The 21,065-nt window shown below is 72.2% G+C and carries 22 protein-coding genes; 17 read left to right on the top strand and 5 right to left on the bottom strand.

Annotation, left to right across the window (positions count from 1 at the left end; translation table 11 throughout):
- Window positions 1-586 precede the first annotated feature (586 nt).
- The 8 genes from ABIC30_RS18770 to ABIC30_RS18805 all read left to right on the top strand — a co-directional run bounded on the left by ABIC30_RS18770 (window position 587) and on the right by ABIC30_RS18805 (window position 8,819).
- On the top strand, window positions 587-2,095 hold the full coding sequence (locus ABIC30_RS18770; protein ID WP_042672444.1) for an oligosaccharide flippase family protein: 1,509 nt from the start codon (window positions 587-589) through the stop codon (window positions 2,093-2,095).
- An 85-nt stretch (window positions 2,096-2,180) separates the two neighbouring features.
- Window positions 2,181-3,104, top strand: coding sequence for a LysR family transcriptional regulator (locus ABIC30_RS18775; RefSeq protein ID WP_020093070.1), 924 nt, complete (start codon window positions 2,181-2,183; stop codon window positions 3,102-3,104).
- A 165-nt stretch (window positions 3,105-3,269) separates the two neighbouring features.
- On the top strand, window positions 3,270-4,085 hold the full coding sequence (locus tag ABIC30_RS18780; protein WP_020093069.1) for a putative hydro-lyase: 816 nt from the start codon (window positions 3,270-3,272) through the stop codon (window positions 4,083-4,085).
- A gap of 43 nt (window positions 4,086-4,128) precedes the next feature.
- Window positions 4,129-5,400, top strand: a complete 1,272-nt coding sequence (locus ABIC30_RS18785; protein ID WP_354455928.1) for an MFS transporter — start codon at window positions 4,129-4,131, stop codon at window positions 5,398-5,400.
- Between the two features lie 28 nt (window positions 5,401-5,428).
- A complete protein-coding gene (locus ABIC30_RS18790; RefSeq protein ID WP_354455929.1) occupies window positions 5,429-6,190 on the top strand; it encodes a 5-oxoprolinase subunit PxpA in 762 nt (253 codons plus the stop codon).
- Window positions 6,187-6,921, top strand: coding sequence for a 5-oxoprolinase subunit B family protein (locus ABIC30_RS18795; protein WP_354455930.1), 735 nt, complete (start codon window positions 6,187-6,189; stop codon window positions 6,919-6,921). Before ABIC30_RS18790 ends, ABIC30_RS18795 begins: the two co-directional genes overlap by 4 nt.
- Window positions 6,921-7,937 (top strand): 5-oxoprolinase subunit C family protein, encoded by a 1,017-nt coding sequence (locus tag ABIC30_RS18800; RefSeq protein WP_020093065.1) that lies wholly within the window; start codon window positions 6,921-6,923, stop codon window positions 7,935-7,937. The genes ABIC30_RS18795 and ABIC30_RS18800 overlap by 1 nt, the downstream gene beginning before the upstream one ends.
- 93 nt (window positions 7,938-8,030) lie before the next feature.
- Window positions 8,031-8,819: an aldolase gene (locus ABIC30_RS18805; RefSeq protein ID WP_020093064.1), complete on the top strand. Its 789-nt coding sequence runs from the start codon at window positions 8,031-8,033 to the stop codon at window positions 8,817-8,819.
- 7 nt (window positions 8,820-8,826) lie between these two features.
- On the opposite strand, the gene ABIC30_RS18810 is transcribed toward ABIC30_RS18805, so the two are convergent.
- Window positions 8,827-10,119, bottom strand: a complete 1,293-nt coding sequence (locus tag ABIC30_RS18810; protein ID WP_020093063.1) for a lytic murein transglycosylase — start codon at window positions 10,117-10,119, stop codon at window positions 8,827-8,829.
- Window positions 10,120-10,274: 155 nt separating this feature from the next.
- Between ABIC30_RS18810 and ABIC30_RS18815 the strand changes: the two genes are divergently transcribed.
- From ABIC30_RS18815 to ABIC30_RS18825, 3 genes are all read left to right on the top strand, one after another.
- Entirely contained in the window at window positions 10,275-10,769 is a 495-nt protein-coding gene (locus ABIC30_RS18815) for an SRPBCC family protein (protein ID WP_020093062.1), read from the top strand.
- Window positions 10,770-10,921: 152 nt separating this feature from the next.
- On the top strand, window positions 10,922-12,334 hold the full coding sequence (pyk, locus tag ABIC30_RS18820; protein ID WP_020093061.1) for a pyruvate kinase: 1,413 nt from the start codon (window positions 10,922-10,924) through the stop codon (window positions 12,332-12,334).
- A 95-nt stretch (window positions 12,335-12,429) separates the two neighbouring features.
- Window positions 12,430-12,558: a hypothetical protein gene (locus ABIC30_RS18825; protein WP_012320301.1), complete on the top strand. Its 129-nt coding sequence runs from the start codon at window positions 12,430-12,432 to the stop codon at window positions 12,556-12,558.
- A gap of 65 nt (window positions 12,559-12,623) precedes the next feature.
- Here the strand turns inward: ABIC30_RS18825 and ABIC30_RS18830 are convergent, their stop codons facing one another.
- Window positions 12,624-13,811, bottom strand: coding sequence for a patatin-like phospholipase family protein (locus ABIC30_RS18830; protein WP_026604915.1), 1,188 nt, complete (start codon window positions 13,809-13,811; stop codon window positions 12,624-12,626).
- Window positions 13,812-14,320: 509 nt separating this feature from the next.
- Between ABIC30_RS18830 and ABIC30_RS18835 the strand changes: the two genes are divergently transcribed.
- Window positions 14,321-14,857: a GcrA family cell cycle regulator gene (locus tag ABIC30_RS18835; RefSeq protein WP_026604914.1), complete on the top strand. Its 537-nt coding sequence runs from the start codon at window positions 14,321-14,323 to the stop codon at window positions 14,855-14,857.
- Window positions 14,858-14,869: 12 nt separating this feature from the next.
- On the opposite strand, the gene ABIC30_RS18840 is transcribed toward ABIC30_RS18835, so the two are convergent.
- A complete protein-coding gene (locus ABIC30_RS18840; RefSeq protein WP_026604913.1) occupies window positions 14,870-15,868 on the bottom strand; it encodes a TAXI family TRAP transporter solute-binding subunit in 999 nt (332 codons plus the stop codon).
- A 230-nt stretch (window positions 15,869-16,098) separates the two neighbouring features.
- On the opposite strand from ABIC30_RS18840, the gene cysK reads away from it, so the two are divergent.
- From cysK to ABIC30_RS18865, 5 genes are all read left to right on the top strand, one after another.
- Entirely contained in the window at window positions 16,099-17,073 is a 975-nt protein-coding gene (gene cysK, locus ABIC30_RS18845) for a cysteine synthase A (protein ID WP_020093057.1), read from the top strand.
- A gap of 322 nt (window positions 17,074-17,395) precedes the next feature.
- Window positions 17,396-17,899, top strand: coding sequence for a hypothetical protein (locus tag ABIC30_RS18850; RefSeq protein ID WP_020093056.1), 504 nt, complete (start codon window positions 17,396-17,398; stop codon window positions 17,897-17,899).
- 81 nt (window positions 17,900-17,980) lie between these two features.
- On the top strand, window positions 17,981-18,160 hold the full coding sequence (locus ABIC30_RS18855; protein ID WP_020093055.1) for a hypothetical protein: 180 nt from the start codon (window positions 17,981-17,983) through the stop codon (window positions 18,158-18,160).
- Window positions 18,160-18,474 (top strand): hypothetical protein, encoded by a 315-nt coding sequence (locus tag ABIC30_RS18860; RefSeq protein WP_020093054.1) that lies wholly within the window; start codon window positions 18,160-18,162, stop codon window positions 18,472-18,474. The genes ABIC30_RS18855 and ABIC30_RS18860 overlap by 1 nt, the downstream gene beginning before the upstream one ends.
- Complete coding sequence (locus ABIC30_RS18865; RefSeq protein WP_020093053.1) at window positions 18,471-18,629, top strand: hypothetical protein; 159 nt, start codon at window positions 18,471-18,473, stop codon at window positions 18,627-18,629. The genes ABIC30_RS18860 and ABIC30_RS18865 overlap by 4 nt, the downstream gene beginning before the upstream one ends.
- 50 nt (window positions 18,630-18,679) lie before the next feature.
- On the opposite strand, the gene ABIC30_RS18870 is transcribed toward ABIC30_RS18865, so the two are convergent.
- Entirely contained in the window at window positions 18,680-18,931 is a 252-nt protein-coding gene (locus ABIC30_RS18870; RefSeq protein WP_419544807.1) for an RAG2 PHD domain containing protein, read from the bottom strand.
- A 148-nt stretch (window positions 18,932-19,079) separates the two neighbouring features.
- Window positions 19,080-20,903, bottom strand: a complete 1,824-nt coding sequence (gene typA, locus ABIC30_RS18875) for a translational GTPase TypA (protein ID WP_020093051.1) — start codon at window positions 20,901-20,903, stop codon at window positions 19,080-19,082.
- Between the last annotated feature and the right edge of the window lie 162 nt (window positions 20,904-21,065).

Below are 21,065 nucleotides of genomic sequence, written 5' to 3' on the forward strand. Positions count from 1 at the left end.
GGATCCGCGCCGGCATCGGACGATGATCTCGGGTATTCGATCCCACCGACCCGTCAAGCCGGGAAAATCTTGCGGAGATTTACTGTTCCATCGACGATAACGCGGAATAGGGCACGCGCACGCCGTGACGGAATGCGACCCGTTTAGCCTTTCGACCGGACCTTCAAGTTGTTCCGCGAGGTCTTCGGCCGAAACATCGGATCATCCCGACCGTGCCGCGCGCCGCTTGCACATTTGGATATCTTCGTTCGGCCTCGGCATACGGTGCTGCCAGCGTGAACGGGGCTCGAAGTGCGTTCGGTAAGATGAATATATTACGTGCTGGTTCATGACGCGGGCAAAACACGGATATGTGCGTCCGATACAGTCAAATCGGATTCCCGGACTCGGGAGCGGGCGAGTTCTCGGGCCTCTCTGCAGCGCCTGATCTGCACGGCGGCCCGACCTGACCTCGGCCATCGGGCGTGGGCACGGTCCTCCGATTGGCCAGCTGCCGCGGTCCACCGGGCACTGTTAAGCCGTCCCGATCGATCGCGCCCTGGCCGCCGCCAGCGCCGCCGCCACCCTGTCGCGTCCGAAGGATCCCATGGCAGAACTCCGAGAGGGGCCGGAAGCGACGGCGCCGCCCGCGTTCTCGAAGCGCCGGAGCCTGGCCTGGATGGGATTCTGCCAGGGCGGGTTGTTCCTGGCACAGTTCGGCACCTCGCTGGCCCTCGCGCGGCTGCTGACGCCCCACGAGACCGGCATCTTCAGCCTCGCCGCCGCGATCGCGGGCCTGCTGTCCACGCTGCGCTCCTGCGGCCTGTCGAGCTACATCGTCCGGGCGGACCGGGTGGACGGGGCCCTGCTGGCGAGCGTGTTCACGGTGAACCTGATCCTGTCGGGCGCGGCGGCGATCCTGATCCTGGCCTTCAGCGTATTCGGCAGCGTCCTCCTGGGCGAGCCGGAGGTCCAGCGCGCCCTGGCCATCCTCGCAGTCGTGCCGCTGGTCGGCGCGCTGGAGTTCCGCCCGGCCGCCATGATCGAGCGGCACGGCAATTTCCGCGGCGTGGCCCTCGTCAACATGCTGCGCGGTCTCGTCGCCAGCGGCGCGATGCTGGCGCTGGCGCTCCTCGGCTTCAGCTACATGAGCCAGGCCTACGGGCAGGCCGCGGGCGCCGTCGCGGCGGCGCTGGCTGCGAACGGCCTCGGCCTGCGCTACGTGTCGCTGCGCATGGGCCTCGCGGGCTGGCGCGAGATCCTGACCTACGGCGGCCGGCTCTTCGCCATCGCGGGCGTCGCGGGAATCGCCGGCCGGATGGGCGACCTCGTCCTCGGGCGGATGCTCGGGCTCAGCGCCCTCGGCCTGTACTCCCGCGCGGCGAGCCTCAACACCCTGATGTGGGACCACCTGCACGTGGTGATCACGCGCATCACCTTCGTGGACCTCGCGAACCAGCAGCGGAACGGGCAGTCCCTGCGCACCTGCTACCTCCACACGCTGCGGATGATCACCGTGCTGCTCTGGCCGGCCTTCGCGGGCGCGGCCGTCCTGGCCGGGCCGATCATGCGCGTCCTGCTCGGGCCGGGCTGGGAGGGCGCGGCGCTGCCCTTCTGCCTGCTGTCCCTGGCGGCGATCGTCCTGACCTCGCTCAGCATGACCTGGGAGGTGTTCCTGATCCGGGACCAGACCGCCCTGCAGGCGCGGTTCGAGTTCCTGCGCCACGGCGCCGGCCTCGTGATGTTCAGCATCGGCTGCCTGTTCGGCCTCGGCGGCGCGGGCGCGGCGCGGATCGGCGAGGCGTTCCTGGCCGTCGGCCTCTACCGGCCGCATCTCGAGCGGATGACCGACACGTTCCGGCGCGACTACGCCCCCATCTACCTCCACGCCGCCGTCCTGACCGGCATCGCCGTCGCGCCCGCCGTCCTGGTGATGTCGGCCTGGGGATGGTCGGCCGAGACGCCGCTCCCGAGCCTCGCGGCCGCGATCGCCGCCGGGATCGCCGGCTGGGCCTGCGGCCTCTGGTACCTGGACCATCCCCTCGTCGCGGAAGCGCGCCTGCTGCTCGCGCACATGCGCCCGGCCCGTCCGGCCACGAGCGTGTCGAACCTCTAGCGGCGAGCGGCGGCCGCGCGCTTGCGCTCGCGCGCATCGGGGCGCGATATGACCGAGCACGACGGCGAGGCGGGACGATCGCGGGATGGCGGATTTCCGCAGCTTGGAGGTGTTCTACTGGGTCGCGAAACTCTCGAGCTTTCGCCGCGCCAGTGAGAAGGTGAACACCACGCAGCCGGCGGTCTCCCAGCGCATCGCGGCCCTGGAGCACGAGTACGGGACGCTGTTCGAGCGCCGCAGCCGGGACGTCGCGCTGACGGAGCGGGGACGCCTGCTCCTCGGCTTCGCGGAGCGGTTCCTGGCGCTCCAGTCCGAGATGAGCGCGGCCCTGCACGAGACCGGCCGGACGCGGGGCACCCTGCGGCTCGGCGTGTCCGAGACGATCGTGCACCTGTGGTTGTCGCGCTTCATCGAGCGGATGCGCGCCACCCATCCCGGGATCGGCGTCGACATCACGGTCGACATCTCGCCGAACATGCAGGCCGCCCTGGTCGCCGACGAGATCGACCTCGCCCTCCTCGTCGGGCCGATCACCCTGCCGAGCTTCGCCAACCGGCCCCTGTTCAGCACCCCCGTCGCCTGGATCGCCGCGCCCGGCCTGCTGCCGGACGACGAGCCCCTGAGCCTCGGCGCGCTGCTGCACCACCCGCTCATCACCTACCCGCGCAACACCAGCCCCTACGTCGAGCTGCGCGACCTCGTCCTCCAGGAGAACCTCCTGCCGAGCCAGATCCACACGAGCGCCTCCCTGGCCACCATCGTGAAGATGGGCGTCGAGGGCCTCGGGATCTGCGTGATCCCCCCGGCCGTGGTCGAAGCCGAACTGCGTGCCGGCACCCTGCGCGTCCTGCCAGCCGAGCCGCAGCTCTCGGACCTGACCTTCACGGCGATGCACACCAAGCGGCCGGCCCATCACTTCGTGGCGGACGCGGCCCGCCTCGCCCAGGACGTCGCCGAGACCTGGGCCGCCGGGACCTGGGCCGCCGAGACCTGGGCCGCCGGCCGATAAGTCCGGTTTATCGCGCCCCATTCGCAATCACGATTGGCCTGCTCCGCGGCGCGATGGGATCGTTGCCGCAGGAAATGAATCGCTGAAGCGATCGGGATCTCGCGGAATACGGACGGCCGACGCGGCCGCGCCGGCGCGCGACGACCAGCCAGGGAGATCAACGCGGTGAGCCAGCACGCGGGCGCCGACGGCGCGCCACCTGTCTTCGCCGACGCGGCGGACGCGCGGCGCGCGATCCGCGCGGGTCGGTTCCGGGGCCACACCTCGGGTCTCGTCCCCGCCCACGCGCAGGGCAACCTGATGATCCTGCCGCGGGCCATGGCGGAGGATTTCCACCGCTTCTGCCAGCAGAACCCGAAGCCCTGCCCGATCCTCGGCGTCTCGCGGCCCGGCGACCGCGCACTGCCGACGCTGGGGATCGATCTCGACCTCGCCACAGACGTCCCCGGCTACCGCGTCTACGAGGGCGGCGCGCTCGTGGCCGAGCTGCCCGACCTGACCGGCGTGTGGCGGGACGACCTCGTCACCTTCGTCCTCGGCTGCTCCTTCTCGTTCGAGGCCGGCCTGATCGAGGCGGGCATCCCGCTCCGGCACATCGCCCTCGGCCGCAACGTCGCGATGTACCGGACCTCCATCGCCACCCAGCCGTCGGGCCCGTTCCACGGTCCGCTCGTCGTCTCCATGCGGCCCATGAAGGCGGCGGACGCCATCAAGGCCGTGCAGGTGACGGCCCGGATGCCGGCGGTCCACGGGGCGCCGATCCATCTCGGAGATCCGGGCCTGATCGGCATCCGCGACCTCGCGCGACCGGATTTCGGCGACCCTGTGCCGATCGAGCCCGACGAGCTCCCGGTCTTCTGGGCCTGCGGGGTCACCCCGCAGGCCGTGGCGATGGCGGCGCGGCTGCCGCTCTGCATCACCCACGCGCCCGGTCACATGCTGATCACCGACCTCCTCAACCGCGACCTGCCGTTCCTGTGACCATCCCGGCCGCGCGGCGGCCATTCCGCAAAGGAGTTGCGCCATGTGGGTGAGAGACACGAGTCCGGCGGAGCGCCGGGTCCTGGGCGCGGCCTTCGCGGGCTACGGCGTCGATGCGTTCGACTACATGGTCTACACCTTCCTGATCCCGACCCTGGTCGTGGTCTGGGGCCTGACCAAGGTCGAGGCCGGCAACATCGCCACCGCCGCGCTCGTCACGTCGGCGATCGGCGGCTGGGCGGCCGGGATCCTGGCCGACCGCTACGGCCGGGTCGTCGTCCTGCAGGGCACCGTCGCGTGGTTCACCCTGTTCACGGTGCTCAGCGGCTTCACCCAGTCCTACGAGCAGCTGCTCGTGACCCGCGCGCTGCAGGGCTTCGGCTTCGGCGGCGAGTGGTCGGTGGGCTCGGTGCTGATCGCCGAGACGATCCAGGCCCGCTACCGCGGCAAGGCGGTGGGGCTCGTCCAGTCGAGCTGGGCGGTCGGCTGGGCCTGCGCGGCGATCGCCTTCTGGGCCGTGTTCGCCCTGGCGGAGCCGGCGGTGGCGTGGCGGATCCTGTTCTGGCTCGGCGCCCTCCCCTCGGTGCTGATCTTCTGGATCCGCCGCAACATCGAGGACCCGGAAGTCTACCGGCAGACCCGCGCCGCCATGCGGGACGTCGGCGACACCGGCAGCTTCCTCGACATCTTCTCCCGGCCGCTGATCGGCCGGACCGTGCTGGCGAGCCTGCTGGCGACCGGCATGCAGGGCGGCTACTACGCGGTGACCACGTGGCTCCCGACCTACCTGAAGACCGAGCGCAACCTCTCGGTCCTGAACACCAGCGGCTACCTGCTGATGCTGATCTTCGGGTCGTTCGTCGGGTACCTGACCAGCGCCTGGCTCTCCGACCGCATCGGGCGCCGCCTGGGCTTCGTCCTGTTCGGCTTCTGCGCCGGCGTCCTCGTCCTCGCCTACACGCTGATCCCGATCACCGACCCGGTGATGCTGGTGCTGGGCTTCCCTCTGGGCTTCTTCCTCTCCGGCGTCTTCTCCGGGATGGGCGCCTTCCTGAGCGAGCTGTTCCCGAGCCGGATCCGCGGCTCCGCGCAGGGCTTCTGCTACAATTTCGGCCGCGCCACCGGCGCGATCTGCCCCGCCGTGTTGGGCCACCTCAGCGGCTCGCTGACACTCGGCATCGCCATCGGCGTCGTGGCGGCGGGCGCCTATTGCCTCGTGATCGTCGCGGCGCTTCTCTTGCCGGAGACGGCGGGCCGCGCGCTCGATTCTCGCAGCGCGGATCCGGCCGAGCCGGAACCCGTTGCGGCCCTATGAGACCCGATCGGCACGCGGAGCGGCGGCGATGACCAGCGTGGACCTGAATTCCGACCTCGGCGAGGGCTACGGCGCCTACGCCTGCGGCGACGACGCGGCGATCCTCGGGATCGTCACCTCGGCCAACGTCGCCTGCGGCCTCCACGCCGGCGACCCCGAGATCATGGCCCGAACCTTCGCGCTGGCGAAGGAGCGCGGCGTGGCGGTCGGCGCCCATCCGGGCTTCCCGGATCTCTGGGGCTTCGGGCGGCGGCGGATGCCCTACAGCCCCGCCGAGATCGAGCGACTCGTCGCCTACCAGATCGGCGCCGCGCAGGCGCTCGCCGCCTATGCCGGCCACCGCATCACCTACGTGAAGGCGCACGGGGCGCTGGCCAACGTCGCCGCGGAGGAGCGGCCGGTGGCCGACGCCATCGCCCGCGCGGTCCGTGCGGTGGACCGGGAGCTCGCGCTGCTCGCCATCGCGCTGACCGCCCAGGTGCCGGCGGGCGAGGCCTGCGGCCTCGACGTTCACCAGGAGATTTTCGCCGATCGCGGCTACACGCCGACAGGCCTCCTGATCCCCCGCAGCGAGCCCGGCGCGATGATCACCGATGCCGGCGAGGCGGCCGACCGCGTCCTGCGCATGGTCGAGGCGGGCGCGATCCTCACGGCCGACGGTCAAACGCTGCCGACGCCGATCCGCTCGATCTGCGTCCACGGCGATTCGGACCACTCCGTCGCCACGGCGCGGGCGGTGCGGACCCGGCTGGAGGGCGCGGGCGTCACGCTGGCGCCGTTCCGGCCGTGAGCGCGGCGCTGGACGAGCCCCGCCTCCTCGACGCCGGCGAGGCGGCCCTCGTGGTCGAGTACGGCAGCACCGTCGACCCGGCGATCAGCGACCGGGTCCTGGCCCTCGACGACGCACTCGGGGCGGACCCGCCCGAGGGGCTGCGCGAGCGCGTGCCGACCTACCGATCCCTGATGCTGCACTACGATCCGCTGGTGCTCGACCGCGGGACGCTCGCCGAGCGGGTCCGGGGGCTGGTCGCCGGCGCGACCGCGCGCGCGGCGAGCCCGATACTCTGGACGCTGCCCTGCTGCTACGACGCGCCCCACGGGGAGGACGTCGCGCAGGTCGCCGAGCGGAGCGGCCTGAGCCCGGAGACTGTGGTGTCGACCCACGCGGCCACGACGTTCCGAGTCTACATGTACGGCTTCGCGCCGGGCTTCGCGTATCTCGGCGGCCTGCCGCAGCCCCTGGCAGTGCCCCGGCGGGCGAGCCCGCGGCCGCCGCACCCGCGCAACGCCATCATGATCGGCGGCGGCCTCGCCGCGGTGGCGACCGTGCCGATGCCGACCGGCTGGTACGTGATCGGCGCGACGCCGTCCCGCCTCTACGCGCCGGAGCGCGACCCGAGCTTCTTCGTCGGCGCCGGCGACCTGATCCGCTTCGAGCCCGTGGATGCCGCGACCTTCGACGCCCTCACGGCGCGCGAGGCGGCGGGCGAGCCGGTGGCCCGCCGCGGGGAGGCGCGCTGATGCCCGCCCTCGTCATCGACTCCGCCGGGCCCGGCATCACCCTGCAGGACGGGGGCCGGCACGGCTACCTGCGCTACGGCATCACGGCCGCGGGCCCGATGGACCCGCTGATGCACGCCGCGGCCAACCGGGCGGCGTCGAACGCCCTCGACGCCACCGCCATCGAGATCTCCACGGGCGGCATCACCGTCTCGGCGCAGGACGGCGCCGTCGGGCTCGCCCTGCTGGCGCCGGGCTTCCGCGTCGCGCTGGACGGCGTGCCCCTGCCCGACACGGTCGCGCTCGCCCTGGAGCCCGGCCAGACCCTCGTCGTGCGGGCCGGCGATGCCGGCGCCTGGGGCTACCTCGCGGTCGCCGGGCGGGTCGACGTGGCGCCGGTCCTCGGCTCGGCGGCGACCCATACCCGCTCGGGGCTCGGCGGCCTCGACGGGCGCGGCCTCGCCGCGGGCGACCGCCTCCCCGTCGCCGAGGGCCGAACCCCGGACGGGCCGCCGCAGCGGCTCGTCGCGCCCTGGCTCGAGCGCGACGGCCGGGAGATCCGGGTCGTGCTGGGCCCGCAGGACGACTACTTCGCGCCCGACCAGGTCGAGGCCTTCCTGGCCGGTCCCTGGACGGTCTCGCCGCGGGGCGACCGGATGGCCTGCTTCGTCGACGGCACGCCGCTGAGGCACGCCAAGGGGCACGACATCGTCTCGGACGGCGTCGCCATGGGGGCGATCCAGGTGCCCGGTAACGGCCTGCCGATCATCCTGATGGCCGACCGGCAATCCACCGGCGGCTACCCGAAGATCGCCACGGTGATCGGCCCGGATCTCGGGCGGCTGGCGCAGGTCCGGGGCGGGGCGAGCCTGTCGTTCCGGCGCGTCACGGTGGCGGAGGCGGTCGCGGCGCGCCGCGCCGAGCGCGATCTCCTGCGCGAGGCGATCCCGCGCGAGCCGGTCATCCGCACGGATTTCGCGTCGGACTTCCTGCTCGGCCTCAATCTCGTCGGCGGCGTCACCGACGGCCGCGCCTGAGCGCGGAGCGGCTGCGCAGGGGCGAGCGAGCGTCTAGAGTGCGGGACCGGTCGAGTCCCCGGCCCGAACCCCGACACAGGAAAGCCCGCACGCATGGCGCACGCCGTTACCGCCCCGGGAACCCCGCCCGCCCGCAGCAACGAGCCCCTGAACGCCGATAGCGTGCGCCGCGCCCGGATCGACCTCGCCGCCTGCCTGCGCTGGGCCGCGCGCAACGGCCTGGAAGAGGGCATCTGCAACCATTTCTCGGCGGTGCTGCCGGAGCGGCCCGACCTGTTCCTGGTCAATCCCTACGGCCTCGCCTTCGCGGAGGTCACCGCGTCGAGCCTGCTTCTCTGCGACTTCCACGGCAACGTCCTCGAGGGCGACGGCCAGCCCGAGGCCACCGCCTTCCACATCCACGCCGAGCTGCACCGGCTGAAGCCCCGCGCCCGGGCCGCGTTCCACACCCACATGCCCTATTCCACGGCCCTGGCCATGCTGGAGGGCGAGCCCCTGGTGTGGGCGGGCCAGACGGCGCTGCGCTTCTACGGCCGGATCGCGGTGGACGAGGATTACAACGGTCTCGCGCTCGATTCGTCCGAGGGCCGGCGGATCGCCGAGAGCGCCGGCGAGGCGGACGTCGTGTTCCTGAAGAACCACGGCGTGATGGTACTGGGCGAGACGATCGCGGAGGCCTGGGACGACCTCTACTACCTGGAGCGCGCCGCACAGGCGCAGGTCCTGGCCATGAGCACGGGGCGCGCGCTCAAGGCCGTGCCCGAGGCGATCGTGAAGCGCGTGGCGGCCCAGGAGGCGGCCGGGCGCGCCGAGAGCGCCCGCCTCCACCTGGAGAGCGTCAAGCGGGTGCTCGCCCGGGACGAGCCCGCCTTCCTGGCGTGAGCGTCCGTCAGGGCGCGGCCCGGACCCGGTCCAGCAGCGCGGCGTCGGCGTAACCGTCCGGCGGCAGGCCGACCGACCCCTGGAAGGCGCGCAGCGCCGCCCGCGTCTTCGGGCCGATCTTGCCGTCGACCCCGCCGGTGGCGAAGCCGCGCTCCGTCAGGCGGGTCTGCAGGTCGCGCCGCTCGTCGCCGGTGAGGGGCCGGTCGCCCCGTGGCCAGTCGTGCACCAGGCCCGGGTCGCCGCGCAGGCGGTCCGACAGGAGCGCGACGGTCAGCGCGTAGGCGAGCGCCGTGTTGTAGCGGAGGATCACCGCGAAGTTCGGCTGCAGCAGGAAGGCGGGGCCGCGGATCCCGGCGGGCAGGATCAGGGTCGCCTCGGCCGTGTCCGGCAGGGCGCGGTCGCGGGCGGGCCTCACGCCGAGCGCCCGCCACGCCGCGACGGTGCGGACCGTCGTCTCGTCGGCGAGCGCCGCGTCGAAGGTCTCGGGCAGAACCGCCTCGCTGCCCCATCCCGCGCCGGGCTTCCAGCCGTGGCTGCGCAGGTAGTTCGCCGTTGACGCGAGGGCGTCCGGCACCGAGGTCCAGATGTCGCGCCGGCCGTCGCCGTCGAAATCGACCGCCTCGCGCTGGTAGACGCTGGGCATGAACTGCGTGTGCCCCATGGCGCCGGCCCAGGATCCGGTCAGCCCCGCCGGCATCCGGTCGAGGGGCGCCTGGTTCCAGGCCAGGATTTGGAGCGCCGCCGCCAGCTCGTCGCGCCAGTAGGTCGCCCGGGCGGGATCGCTGCAGCCGAGCGTCGCGAGCGAGCGGACGACCGGCTTCACCACCGCCGGGTTGTCGAGCACGGCGCCGTAGCTCGATTCGACGCCCCAGAATGCCACCAGGATGTGGCGGTCGACCCCGTACTTGGCCTCGATGGCCGCGAGCGTGTCGGCGTGCTCGGCGAGCTTGCGCAGACCGGCCTCGACGCGGGCCGGCGTGACGCTGGCCTCGATGTAGTCCCAGATCGGCCGGACGAACTCGCCCTGGCTCTGGGTCGCGGCGACCACGTCCGGGTCGGGCATGAGGTGGGCGAGCTGCGCCTCGGCGAGGCCCTGCGGCACGGCGCGGGCCGTGACCCAGGCGATCAGGTCGGCCCGGCAGGCCTCGAAGGCCTGCGGCGCGGCCGGCGGCGACGGGTCCGGCCCCGCGGCGAGCGACGGCACGGCCGCGCCGATGACGAGTGCGGCGCCGGTCGCCAGGACCGCGCGCGCGGCGCCGCTCCGGGGCGCGGGCCGCTTCGGCGCGGCGCGATCGTCCATGGGCATCTCCGGTGATCCTGACGGGCGCGGCGTAGCATACCGCGCCGTCAGCGACACCTTCGAGACGCGGTCCGTCGCGGCCCCGGGGCTCGCCGCGGCCGGGCGGCGCCCCAAGTCGCGTCACATCAGCCCGGCGGCCCGGAGACCGACCCGTGATGCATCCCGCTTACCTGACGGCGATCGGCGCGGCCCTCTTGGCCGCCGGACCGGCCAGCGCCCTGGAGGTCACCCGCAGCCGCGACATCCCGGCTCCGCCCGCCGCGGTCTGGGCGCTGGTCGGCGATTTCTGCGCGATCCAGAACTGGCACCCGCAGGTCCAGCGCTGCATCCTGTCGGGCGAGGACGAGGATGACGGCATCCGCGCGCAGATCCGCGGCCTCGTGGTGAAGGGCGGCAAGGGCACGATCGCCGAGGTCGAGACCGCGCGCGACGAGACCGGCATGAGCTACAGCTACAGCTTCATCCAGGGGCCCCTGCCGGTGCGCGCCTACAACGCGACGCTGGCGGTCCGTCGCGACGGCGCGGGCTCCACGGTGATCTGGAGCGCGACCTTCGACGCCGAGGGCATGAGCGATGCCGACGCCGTCGCCGACATCACGGGCGTGTTCGACGCCGGGCTTGCCGGGATCGCCCGGGAGGCGGCCAGATAGCCCCCTGCCGAATCGGCCAGCCGCGCGAAAAATCGCCTGCCGGGCGCCGCGAGGCCTCGCCGCGGGGCCGTCGCGGACCGATGTGAGCGCCGTCGGCGCGACCGAGCGCCCGGCTCGATTCCCAGAGGCAGCCTCAGGAGGCCGAGACCCGCATGCGCCGTCACCGCCACGCCAAGATCGTCGCCACCGTCGGTCCCGCCAGCTCCGCCCCGGACCAGCTCCGCGCCCTGTTCCTCGCCGGCGTCGACACGTTCCGGCTCAATTTCAGCCACGGCCTCCAGGCGGATCACGCCAAGGTCCACGCGGCCATCCGCGCCCTCGAGAAGGAAGTCGGCCGGCCGATCGGCATCCTGCAAGATCTCCAGGGGCCGAAGATCCGCATCGGCACGCTCCAGGGCGGACGGCTCGATCTCCAGGCCGGCGAGACGGTGCGCTTCGTCCTCGAGGGCGCCGACGGCGACAAGCAGGCGATCCCGCTGCACCACCCGGAAATCTTCGACGCCGTCGTGCCGGGCCAGGAACTCCTCATCGACGACGGCCGGGTGCGGGTGCGGGTCACCGGACCCGAGCGGACCTCCATCACCGCCGAGGTCGTCACCGGCGGTCCGATCTCGAACCGCAAGGGCGTGAATCTGCCGGGCACGCTGCTGGACCTGTCGCCGCTGACCGAGAAGGACCGGGCGGATCTCGCCTTCGGGCTCGATCTCGGCGTCGACTGGGTCGCCCTGTCGTTCGTCCAGAAGCCGTCCGACGTCATCGAGGCGCGGGGGATCATCGGCGATCGCGCCGGCATCATGTCGAAGATCGAGAAGCCGCAGGCGCTGGAGCGGATCGACGACATCATCCGGCTCTCCGACGCCGTGATGGTCGCCCGCGGCGATCTCGGCGTCGAGATCCCGCACGAGGACGTGCCGGGGCGGCAGAAGGAGCTGATCCGGGCCTGCCGGCTCGCCGTGAAGCCCGTCGTGGTGGCGACCCAGATGCTCGACTCGATGGTCAATGCGCCCGCGCCCACCCGGGCGGAGGCGTCGGACGTCGCCACCGCCATCTACGACGGCGCCGACGCCGTGATGCTCTCGGCGGAATCCGCGACCGGCCGCTACCCGGTCGAGGCGGTGGCGATGATGGACCGGATCATCCGGAGCGTGGAGGGCCACAAGCTCTACCACTCGATCGTCGCGGCCTCGGAGCCGGGTGAGGAGGAGACGCCGCCTCACGCCGTGGCCACCGCCACGGCCGACCTCGCCGAGGCGGTGCGCGCCGCGGCCATCGTCGCCTACACGGCGAGCGGGACGACGGCCGCCCGGGTCGCGCGCAAGCGGCCCGCGGCCTCGATCCTGGCCCTGACCCCCAACGTCGCGACCTCGCGGCGGCTGAGCCTGCTCTGGGGGGCGCACAGCGTCCTGACGGAGGACGTCGACAGCTACGAGGAGATGACCTCGAAGGCCTGCCACCACGCCCAGGACGAGGGCTTCGCGCGGCCGAACGACGTCATCGTGGTCACCGCCGGCATCCCGTTCCACACGGCGGGCAACACCAACAACATCCGCCTGATGCAGGTCTGAGGCGCCCGATCGGGCGCCGGGCTGGAACGCGGCCCGCGCCTGACCCGTTGTTGGGGAAGCTGCGCCATTTGGGCGCGATACCGGAGGGCCGACCCATGAACCTGATCGGACGCATCGTCACCAAGATCCTCGGCAACGAGAACCGCCCCGTCGACCGGGACGACCGGAACGCCAGCACGGCGACGCCGCTCGGCCGCCTCGTGACGAAGATCCTGGGCAAGTAGGCGCGCCGTCCGCCCGCGCCATTCGCCGCGCGCCCGAGCCGGGCGCGCGGCGGACCGTTAGGCGGTCAGTTCGCGACGGCGCTGGCGGTCGCCTTGAGCACCGGCGCCGCCGGGATCGAGTGCTGCCAGAAGGTGCCGGTCCGGCCCTTCTCGTAACCGGCCTCGTACAGGGCCCGCATGTAGGCGGTGTCGAAGCCCTTCGCGGCGGACGCCTTGGGGCCGTTCTCGTCAATGTAGGTGAGATTGAAGCCGATGCCGTTGGTGCGGGCCAGCGCGTAGGTCGCCGTCAGCGTCGCGCGGGAGCGGGCGCGGCTCGCTGTGGTGAAGGAGCGCTCGACGATCGAGAGCGTGTTGTCCTTCGTCACCTCGAATTCCGGCTCCAGGCGGCCGTTGATCACCACGTAGATCTCGGCCTTGCCGCCGGTGCGGATCCGCCCGTCGCGCAGCAGCAGGGTCTGCGGCAGGGTGAAGACGGGGGTCACCACCGAGCCGTCGACATGCATCTCCTGGAAGCGCGCGTCGCCGGCCGAGACGTCGATGAACTGGGGCGGGAACACCGCCGGGATGCTGGCCGAGGCCGCCAGCACGTCGCGGAACAGCTGGCGGGCGTTGGGCACCCCGCTCGCCGCGATGGCGCCCATGTTCCAGATCACCGCGCGCTGGGAATCGAGGTTCGTCGTGACGACCAGCAGGCGCCGGCCCTTCGCGTGCTCCTCGGCCACGGCCTTGAGGAGATCGTCCGTGACGTAGCGGTCGATGAGGTTGCGCAGGCGCCCGTCGCCGAACAGGCCCGAGCCGAACAGCACGTTGGCCAGGTTCGGCGAGGCCACCAGCTCGCTGGCGACGCCGCTCGTGTAGAACTCGGTCAGGTAGGGGTCGTAGGCCGGGCCCAGGAAGGCGAAGGGCGCGATCAGCGCGCCCGTCGAGACGCCGGAGACCAGGGTGAATTCGGGCCGCTTGCCGGACGCCGTCCAGCCGTTGAGCACGCCCGCCCCGTAGGCGCCGTCGCCGCCGCCGCCCGACAGGGCCAGGTAGGTGAAGCCCTTGAGGCGCCGCTCCGGATTGGCGGCGAGCGCCGCGATCGTGTCCACCGACGCGTCCGCGAAGACGCGCGCGCCGGGGATGCCCGGCACGGTGGCGAAGGCCGCCTGCTCGGCACTGTAGGGGGTCCGCGGAACGCTGCCGCAGGCCGCGACCTGACCCGCCAGCCCGAACGCCACCGCCATGCGCAGGCTGACCTGACGAACACCCATCGTCACTTCCTCGAACCGCGAAACGCGCCCACTCTGCCACACGGAACGAGCTTGGCCGTATCGCCTGTTCCGTCTTAGCCGGCTTCGGAGGAACGATAAGGCCGCGCTGTTGCGGTGGGGTCACGATCCCACGCGATCGGGGCGCAAGCGTGGCCGCTGCGGCCGGCGGCCCGGACGGTGCGGCGCCGTACCGGACACCGGCGGGACCGCGCCGGGGCCGCGCAGGATCGCGCCGGACCCGGCCGACCCGGGCCGGCCCGGGTCATTGCCGGTGGACAGGCGTCGCGGCGGCCCGTGACCGGCGACCGCCCGCCCTTGCAACGTTCGCGAGCGCCGCGCTAGGGTTCCCCCGTGGCCTGGCGAGACAGGGTGTCGCACGCGATGCGGCAGCCGGTGCGCGGGGGCGCGGTCTGCGCGGCGACACGGTCGGCCGGGATAACGGCTCCTGTCGGCTTGGAAGACGCGGACTGGCCTTCGGGAACGCGGCCGAGCCGCAGGGGGCGGAGGGGATGATGGAAGCGGGTCTCGGCTGGACGGACGATCGCGTGGCGCTGCTGCGCCGCCTGTGGGAAGACGGGCAGAGCGCCAGCAAGATCGCGGCGCAACTCGGCGGCGTCACCCGCAACGCGGTGATCGGCAAGGTCCACCGCCTGGGTCTGGCCGGTCGCGCCCGCGGCGGCGAGGAAGCCGCCACCGCCGTCCCGCCGTCGAAGACGGTCGAGATCGAGACCGCCATCGCGGTGGTCGAGACGCAGGCGCCCGAGCCGGTCGCGATCCTGGCCCACCGTCCGGCCCCGGACTTCCCGGCGCCCGCGCCGGCCGCGGCGCCCGCGCCCGTGGCCCTCGCGGTGTCGGAGCGCGTCACCATCATGGACCTCCGGGAATCCATGTGCCGCTGGCCCCTCGGCGACCCGACGACGCCGGAATTCCGCTTCTGCGGCGCCCGCTCCATCACCGGCCTGCCGTACTGCACCCACCACGCCGAGATCGCCTACCAGCCCGCCGCCGAGCGGAAGCGCGATCGCCGCGTCGCCTCGTTCCGCTGAGCCGCCGCGCCGTCAGCGCAGCGTCACGCCGGCTTCGCGGAGGACGCGGGCGGTCCCGGGATTGACCCGGTCCGCCGGGACGAGGCCGACGAGGTTCCTCGGCTGCGCTTCGGTGAGTTCCGTCCGCGCCAGCGCCCGGACGATCCGGTAGGCCGTCTCCTCGTCGAGACCGGGCCGCGCGATCACGAAGCTCCAGGACCCCACCGTCGCGATCGGCTCCGCCTGCCCGGCGAAGCTGCCGGCCGGAACCGTGAGGCGCCGCGTCGCCGCGCCGGGCTGCGCGAGGCGCGCGATGGCCGCCTCGGACGGTCCGAAGAAGCGGGCCCCGCCCGGATCCGCGGCCAGCGCGTGGAAGCCCGGCCAATCGAGGCCGCCGCCCCAGAGCGCGTCGGCGCGGCCCTCCCGCACCAGGGCCGGGCCGTCGCCGGCCCGGTCGAGGAGGATCGGGCTGATGTCGCGCTCGGGATCGAGGCCCGAGGCGCCGAGGACGCTGCGGCCCATGACGGTCAGCCCGGACTTGTGCGTGCCGAGCACGACCCTGCGCCCGCGCAGGTCCGCCACCGAGCGGATCGCGCTGGCCGCCGGCACCACGAACAGGCCCGGCGTCGGGTACATCGGCGCCAGGACGGTCAGGCCGCCGCCCTCGGCGAGGGCCGGGTAGGCGTACTCGCCCTGCACGAGGCCGAGATCGACGCGGCCGGCGCGGAGGAGGCCGACATTCTCGGACGACCCGCCGGTGGCGCGCCGCTCGACGGTCAGGGCCGGGTCCGCGGCTGCGACCGCGCCGGCGAAGGCCTCCCCGAAGGCCGGGAAGCCGCCCCCCGGCGTCGCGGTGGCGAGCACGACGCGGAGCGCCTCGGCGGCGCGCGCCGGCCGCGCCAGGACCAGCCCGAGGCCCGCCAGAAGAGCGGCCCGACGAGTCGGCCGAAGAGGGAGGCCCCGTCCGCCCGTCGGGCAGGATGGTCGGGCAGCGCCGGCCGCGGCCGGACGGGCAGGAGAATAGAATTCCATCAGGAACGGGCCGCTCAATAAAGGTCTTCCACCCCGCCGCGAAAGTTCGCCCAATTCCGGAAAGAACTTTCGGCAACGGCACTTAGCCCGATTGCTCCGGCCGCGGCAACGCGATATCGCAGCCTCCCGTCCGGGCCGGTCAAGCCTCCCCACGCGAGGGCGATCCCTTGGCGGGGCCACTCCCGGATACGACATCTGTCCGATCCGTCACCACGAGCAGGAGTTCCGCGATGGCCGATACCCTCAACGCACCGGCGAAGGTCGGCCACGGCCGTGTCTACGGCTCGATCACCGAGACGATCGGCAACACCCCTCTGGTGCGCCTGAACCGGCTGCCCAAGGAGCACGGCGTCGACGCCGAGATCCTGCTGAAGCTCGAGTTCTTCAACCCGATCGCGAGCGTGAAGGACCGCATCGGCGTCAACATGATCGACGCCCTGGAGGCCTCCGGGAAGCTCCAGCCCGGCGGCACGCTGGTCGAGCCGACCTCGGGCAACACCGGCATCGCCCTCGCCTTCACGGCGGCGGCCCGCGGCTACCGGCTCATCTTGGTGATGCCCGAGACGATGTCGCTGGAGCGGCGCAAGATGCTCGCCTTCCTGGGCGCGGAGCTGGCGCTCACGCCGGGCGCGCAGGGCATGAAGGGCGCGATCGCCAAGGCCGAGGAGCTCCTGAAGGAGATCCCGGGCTCGGTAATGCCGCAGCAATTCTCCAACCCGGCCAACCCCGAGATCCACCGGAAGACCACCGCCGAGGAGATCTGGAGCGACACGGGCGGCCAGCTCGACGCGTTCGTGGCCGGCGTCGGCACCGGCGGCACCGTGACGGGCGTCGGCGAGGTGCTGAAGCCGCGCCTGCCGAACCTGAAGGTCTTCGCGGTGGAGCCGGAGGACAGCCCGGTGATCTCCGGCGGCCAGCCCGGCCCGCACAAGATCCAGGGCATCGGCGCTGGGTTCATCCCCGACAACCTGCACACGAGCATCCTCGACGGCGTCCTGAAGGTCACCAACCAGGCCGCGTTCGAGACCTCCCGGGCGCTCGCCCGGCTGGAGGGCATCCCCGGCGGCATCTCCACCGGCGGCAACGTCGCGGCGGCGCTGGAGCTGGCCAAGCGCCCCGAGTTCCAGGGCAAGCGGATCGTGACGGTCGCCTGCTCGTTCGCCGAGCGCTACATCTCCTCGGCGCTGTTCGACGGGATCGGCTGAACCGGCCATCGGAGCGGCCTTCGGGCCGCTCCCCTACGGAGCACCGATCGAATCGCACCGGGGCGGATCGCGGCGATGTGGATCCGCGCGCGCTTCCGGTCCGCCGGGGACGGACACGATCGTCGCGACCCACGGAATTTTTCATTTTATCACAGTCATACAATTATTTTTCCTTGATCAGTATCTGTCTCTTTTAAAATTTATTCGCAGCACAATACTGAGTTTTGGGCGAAAATTTCGGATCAACACTGCGATCTCCCGTGCCTGGACGCCAGAAAAACTCTCCGCTAACGCCGATCGGCGAACGGACAGCGATTCTCTCATGCGCGGCCTCCTGCTTCTCGTGTTCGGCCTCTGGGCTCAGTCGGCGATGGCCCTGGGCTTCGCGGTCCACGACCTGACCGGGCTGGCCGAGGCCGCCAGACTGGCGCTGGGACCGGCAGCCACCGCGCAGGCGGAGGCCCAACGTCTCGGCCTGCACTGCGCCGCCTGCGCGGGCACCCCGGCGATCGAGCTGCGGATCGGGCGCCTGACGGACGGGACCGAGGCCCGGGTCCGCTCCGGCAGGACGACCCTCGCGGCGCTCGAGGCGCTCTGCGTGCGGCGCAATCCGGATTGCCGGCTCTCGGCCCTGCCCGCCGGCCCGGCGATCGGCTGGTTGAGCGTGTACGCGCTGGACGGCGGCGCGGGTGCCACCGCGGTCATCCTCCGGGACGGCGATCTGCTGACGATCGAGGCCCGGGCATCGGATCGCGGGGCCGCGGAGGATGCGGCGCGGCGCCTCATGCAGGCCGTCCTGCCCCGGATCGTCGGGCCGGAGACCTGAACCGACCGCCTCCGGTCGCCCGGTCCGCGCAACCCTCATCGGCCGCCTCCGTTGTCCCCCGAAGAGGAAGAGAGGCGAGCCATGACAGACCAGACCGGACGACCCGCGCGGGAGGGGGCCGAGGCCCCGGTGGCCGCGAAGACTGAGACGCCGCGCGAGAAGCTCGGCCAGATGGAGGACAAGGCGCGGTCCGACACGGATCTCGGCGAGGCGATCGACCGCGCCACCGCCGCCGTCGGCCAGGACGACGGGAAGCGCTGATGGTCAGGCCGACGAGCGAATCCGGCACGGTCACCCGCAAGCCCGACGACAAGGTCGGTTCGCGCGGGAGCCCGCCCGCCGGGGGCGGCCATCAGACGGCCGATCAGGCGGCGATCACCGACATGGGCTCCGGCGAGGCGCCGCGGACCGAACCGAAGGAGGGATGGGGCGCGGCCGGAGAGCCCGGGCGCGCGCCGCCGGCGGTCGGCGGCTCCTCGGGCGGCCACTCGGACCAGAAGGCCTCGCGGGGTCCGGCCGCCGACACGAAGGTCGCGGGCGGGCACTACCGGGCGGAGCGGGAGAATCGGGAATGACCGAGCGTCGCGAGACCGGCGCGCAGCCGGACAAGCCGAAGAACGTCGCCCCCGACGCGGTCAAGGACCCGAACGAGAAGACGGAGGGCAAGCCCGGCCAGGGGACGCCCGCCGGCGGAACGCAGAACGACGAGACCGATCCCGGGGGCAGCTGACGCGACCGGGATGCCGCCGCGGCGGCATCCCCCGCGCGGCGGCGCGCGGCTCAGGAGAGTCGGAAGGGGATCGGCCCGGAAGCCAGCGGGACGTCGCCGGGACGGCAGCCGGTCTCGACACAGGCGTAGCGGATCGCGTCCTGGCGGCTGCGGAAGATGCCTCCGGCACGCCCACCGGTCTCGACGGCGACCCAGTGACCCTCGCCGTCCTGGCCGACGAGGTATGAGGGCGGCGCGGCGGCGGCCTGCGCGAGCGACGGAAGCGGGTTCAGCGCGACGGGCATCGGTGTCACGGGGTTCACGCGGGCCTCTCGGGTCCGCCCCATCGAAGTATTGCCCCCGGCATAAGGGTTCGATGGGTCCGAGAGCGGCCAGGAATAAGGGCCACATCAGCAACCGGGCCTGAGCGCCCGGTTGCCGGTCGTTCACGATCGGTGACGGTCGCGCGCCTCAGGCGGCGTTCTCTTTCGACCGCTCGGCCCGCTTGCGGTCGTTCGGGTCGAGGATCGCCTTGCGCAGGCGGATCGACTTCGGCGTCACCTCGACGAGCTCGTCGTCCTGGATCCAGGCCAGCGAGCGCTCTAGGGTCATCCGGATCGGCGGGGTGAGGCGCACGGCCTCGTCCTTCGACGTGGTGCGGATGTTGGTGAGCTTCTTGCCCTTGAGCACGTTCACCTCGAGGTCGTTCTCGCGGTTGTGCTCGCCGACGATCATGCCCTGGTACACCTTCCAGCCCGGCTCGATCATCATCGGGCCGCGATCCTCCAGGTTCCACATGGCGTAGGCCACGGCCTCGCCCTGGTCGTTGGAGATCAGCACGCCGTTGCGACGGCCCGGCATCTCGCCCTTGTAGGGCTCGTACGCCTTGAACAGGCGGTTCATGATCGCGGTGCCGCGGGTGTCGGTGAGCAGCTCGCCCTGGTAGCCGATCAGGCCGCGGGTCGGGGCGTGGAAGACGAGGCGCAGGCGGTTGCCGCCGGACGGCCGCATCTCCAGCATCTCGGCCTTCCGCTCGGACATCTTCTGGACGACGACGCCGGAATGCTCCTCGTCGACGTCGATCACGACCTCCTCGATCGGCTCCAGCAGGCCGCCGGCCTCGTCGCGCTCGTACACGACCCGCGGCCGCGACACGGCGATCTCGAAGCCCTCGCGGCGCATGGTCTCGATCAGGATCGAGAGCTGCAGCTCGCCGCGGCCGGAGACGTAGAAGCTGTCCTTGTCGGCCGCCTCCTCGATCTTGAGCGTGACGTTGCCCTCGGCCTCCTTGAACAGGCGGTCGCGGATCATGCGGCTCGTGACCTTGTCGCCCTCGGTGCCGGCGAGCGGGCTGTCGTTGACGATGAACGACATCGTCACGGTCGGCGGGTCGATCGGCTGCGCCTGGATCGGGGTCTCGACCTGCGGGTCGCAGAAGGTGTCGGCGACGGTGCCCTTGATCAGACCGGCGATCGACACGATGTCGCCCGCCTCGCCGATGTCGATCGGCGCGCGCTCCAGGCCGCGGAAGGCGAGGATCTTCGACACGCGGCCGGTCTCGACGACCTTGCCGTGACGGTCGAGCACCTTGATCTGCTGGTTCGGCTTCACCGAGCCCGCGGCGATCCGGCCGGTGATGATGCGGCCGAGGAACGGGTTGGCCTCGAGCAGGGTGCCAAGCATCCGGAACGGCCCCTCCTCGGTCCGGGCCGGCGGCACGTGCTTGAGCACGAGGTCGAACAGCGGCTCGAGGCCGACCGACGGGTCCGCGTCCGGGCTGTCGGCCATCCAGCCGTTGCGGCCCGACCCGTAGAGGATCGGGAAGTCGAGCTGCTCGTCGGTGGCGTCCAGGGCGGCGAACAGGTCGAACACCTCGTTCACGACCTCGTTGATCCGCGCGTCCGGACGGTCGACCTTGTTGATCGCCACGATCGGGCGCAGGCCGATCTTGAGCGCCTTGCCGACCACGAACTTGGTCTGGGGCATCGGCCCCTCGGCGGCGTCCACCAGCACGATCACGCCGTCGACCATCGACAGGATGCGCTCGACTTCACCGCCGAAATCGGCGTGGCCGGGGGTGTCGACGATGTTGACGCGGGTGTCCTTCCAGACGACCGAGGTCGCCTTGGCAAGGATCGTGATGCCACGCTCCTTCTCGAGGTCGTTCGAGTCCATCGCCCGCTCCTCGACCCGCTGATTCTCGCGGAAGGTGCCGGACTGGGCCAGCAGCTTGTCGACGAGGGTCGTCTTGCCGTGGTCGACGTGAGCGATGATGGCGATGTTGCGCAGTTTCATGGCGGCCCGAAACGGGTTGTGCCGGCTCCCTGGCGGCCGCGCGGCGCGGCCGTCCGCGCCGGTTCAGGTACGGAGTCGTGATGGTTGCGTCGCAATATAAGGACGCGCGCGCTTGGGCAAGGCCGCTGAGGTCATGGGGGCCTCGCGTGACCGGGATTGCTG

This window comes from Methylobacterium sp. 1030 (assembly GCF_040544715.1).
In the GTDB taxonomy this organism is placed as follows: domain Bacteria; phylum Pseudomonadota; class Alphaproteobacteria; order Rhizobiales; family Beijerinckiaceae; genus Methylobacterium.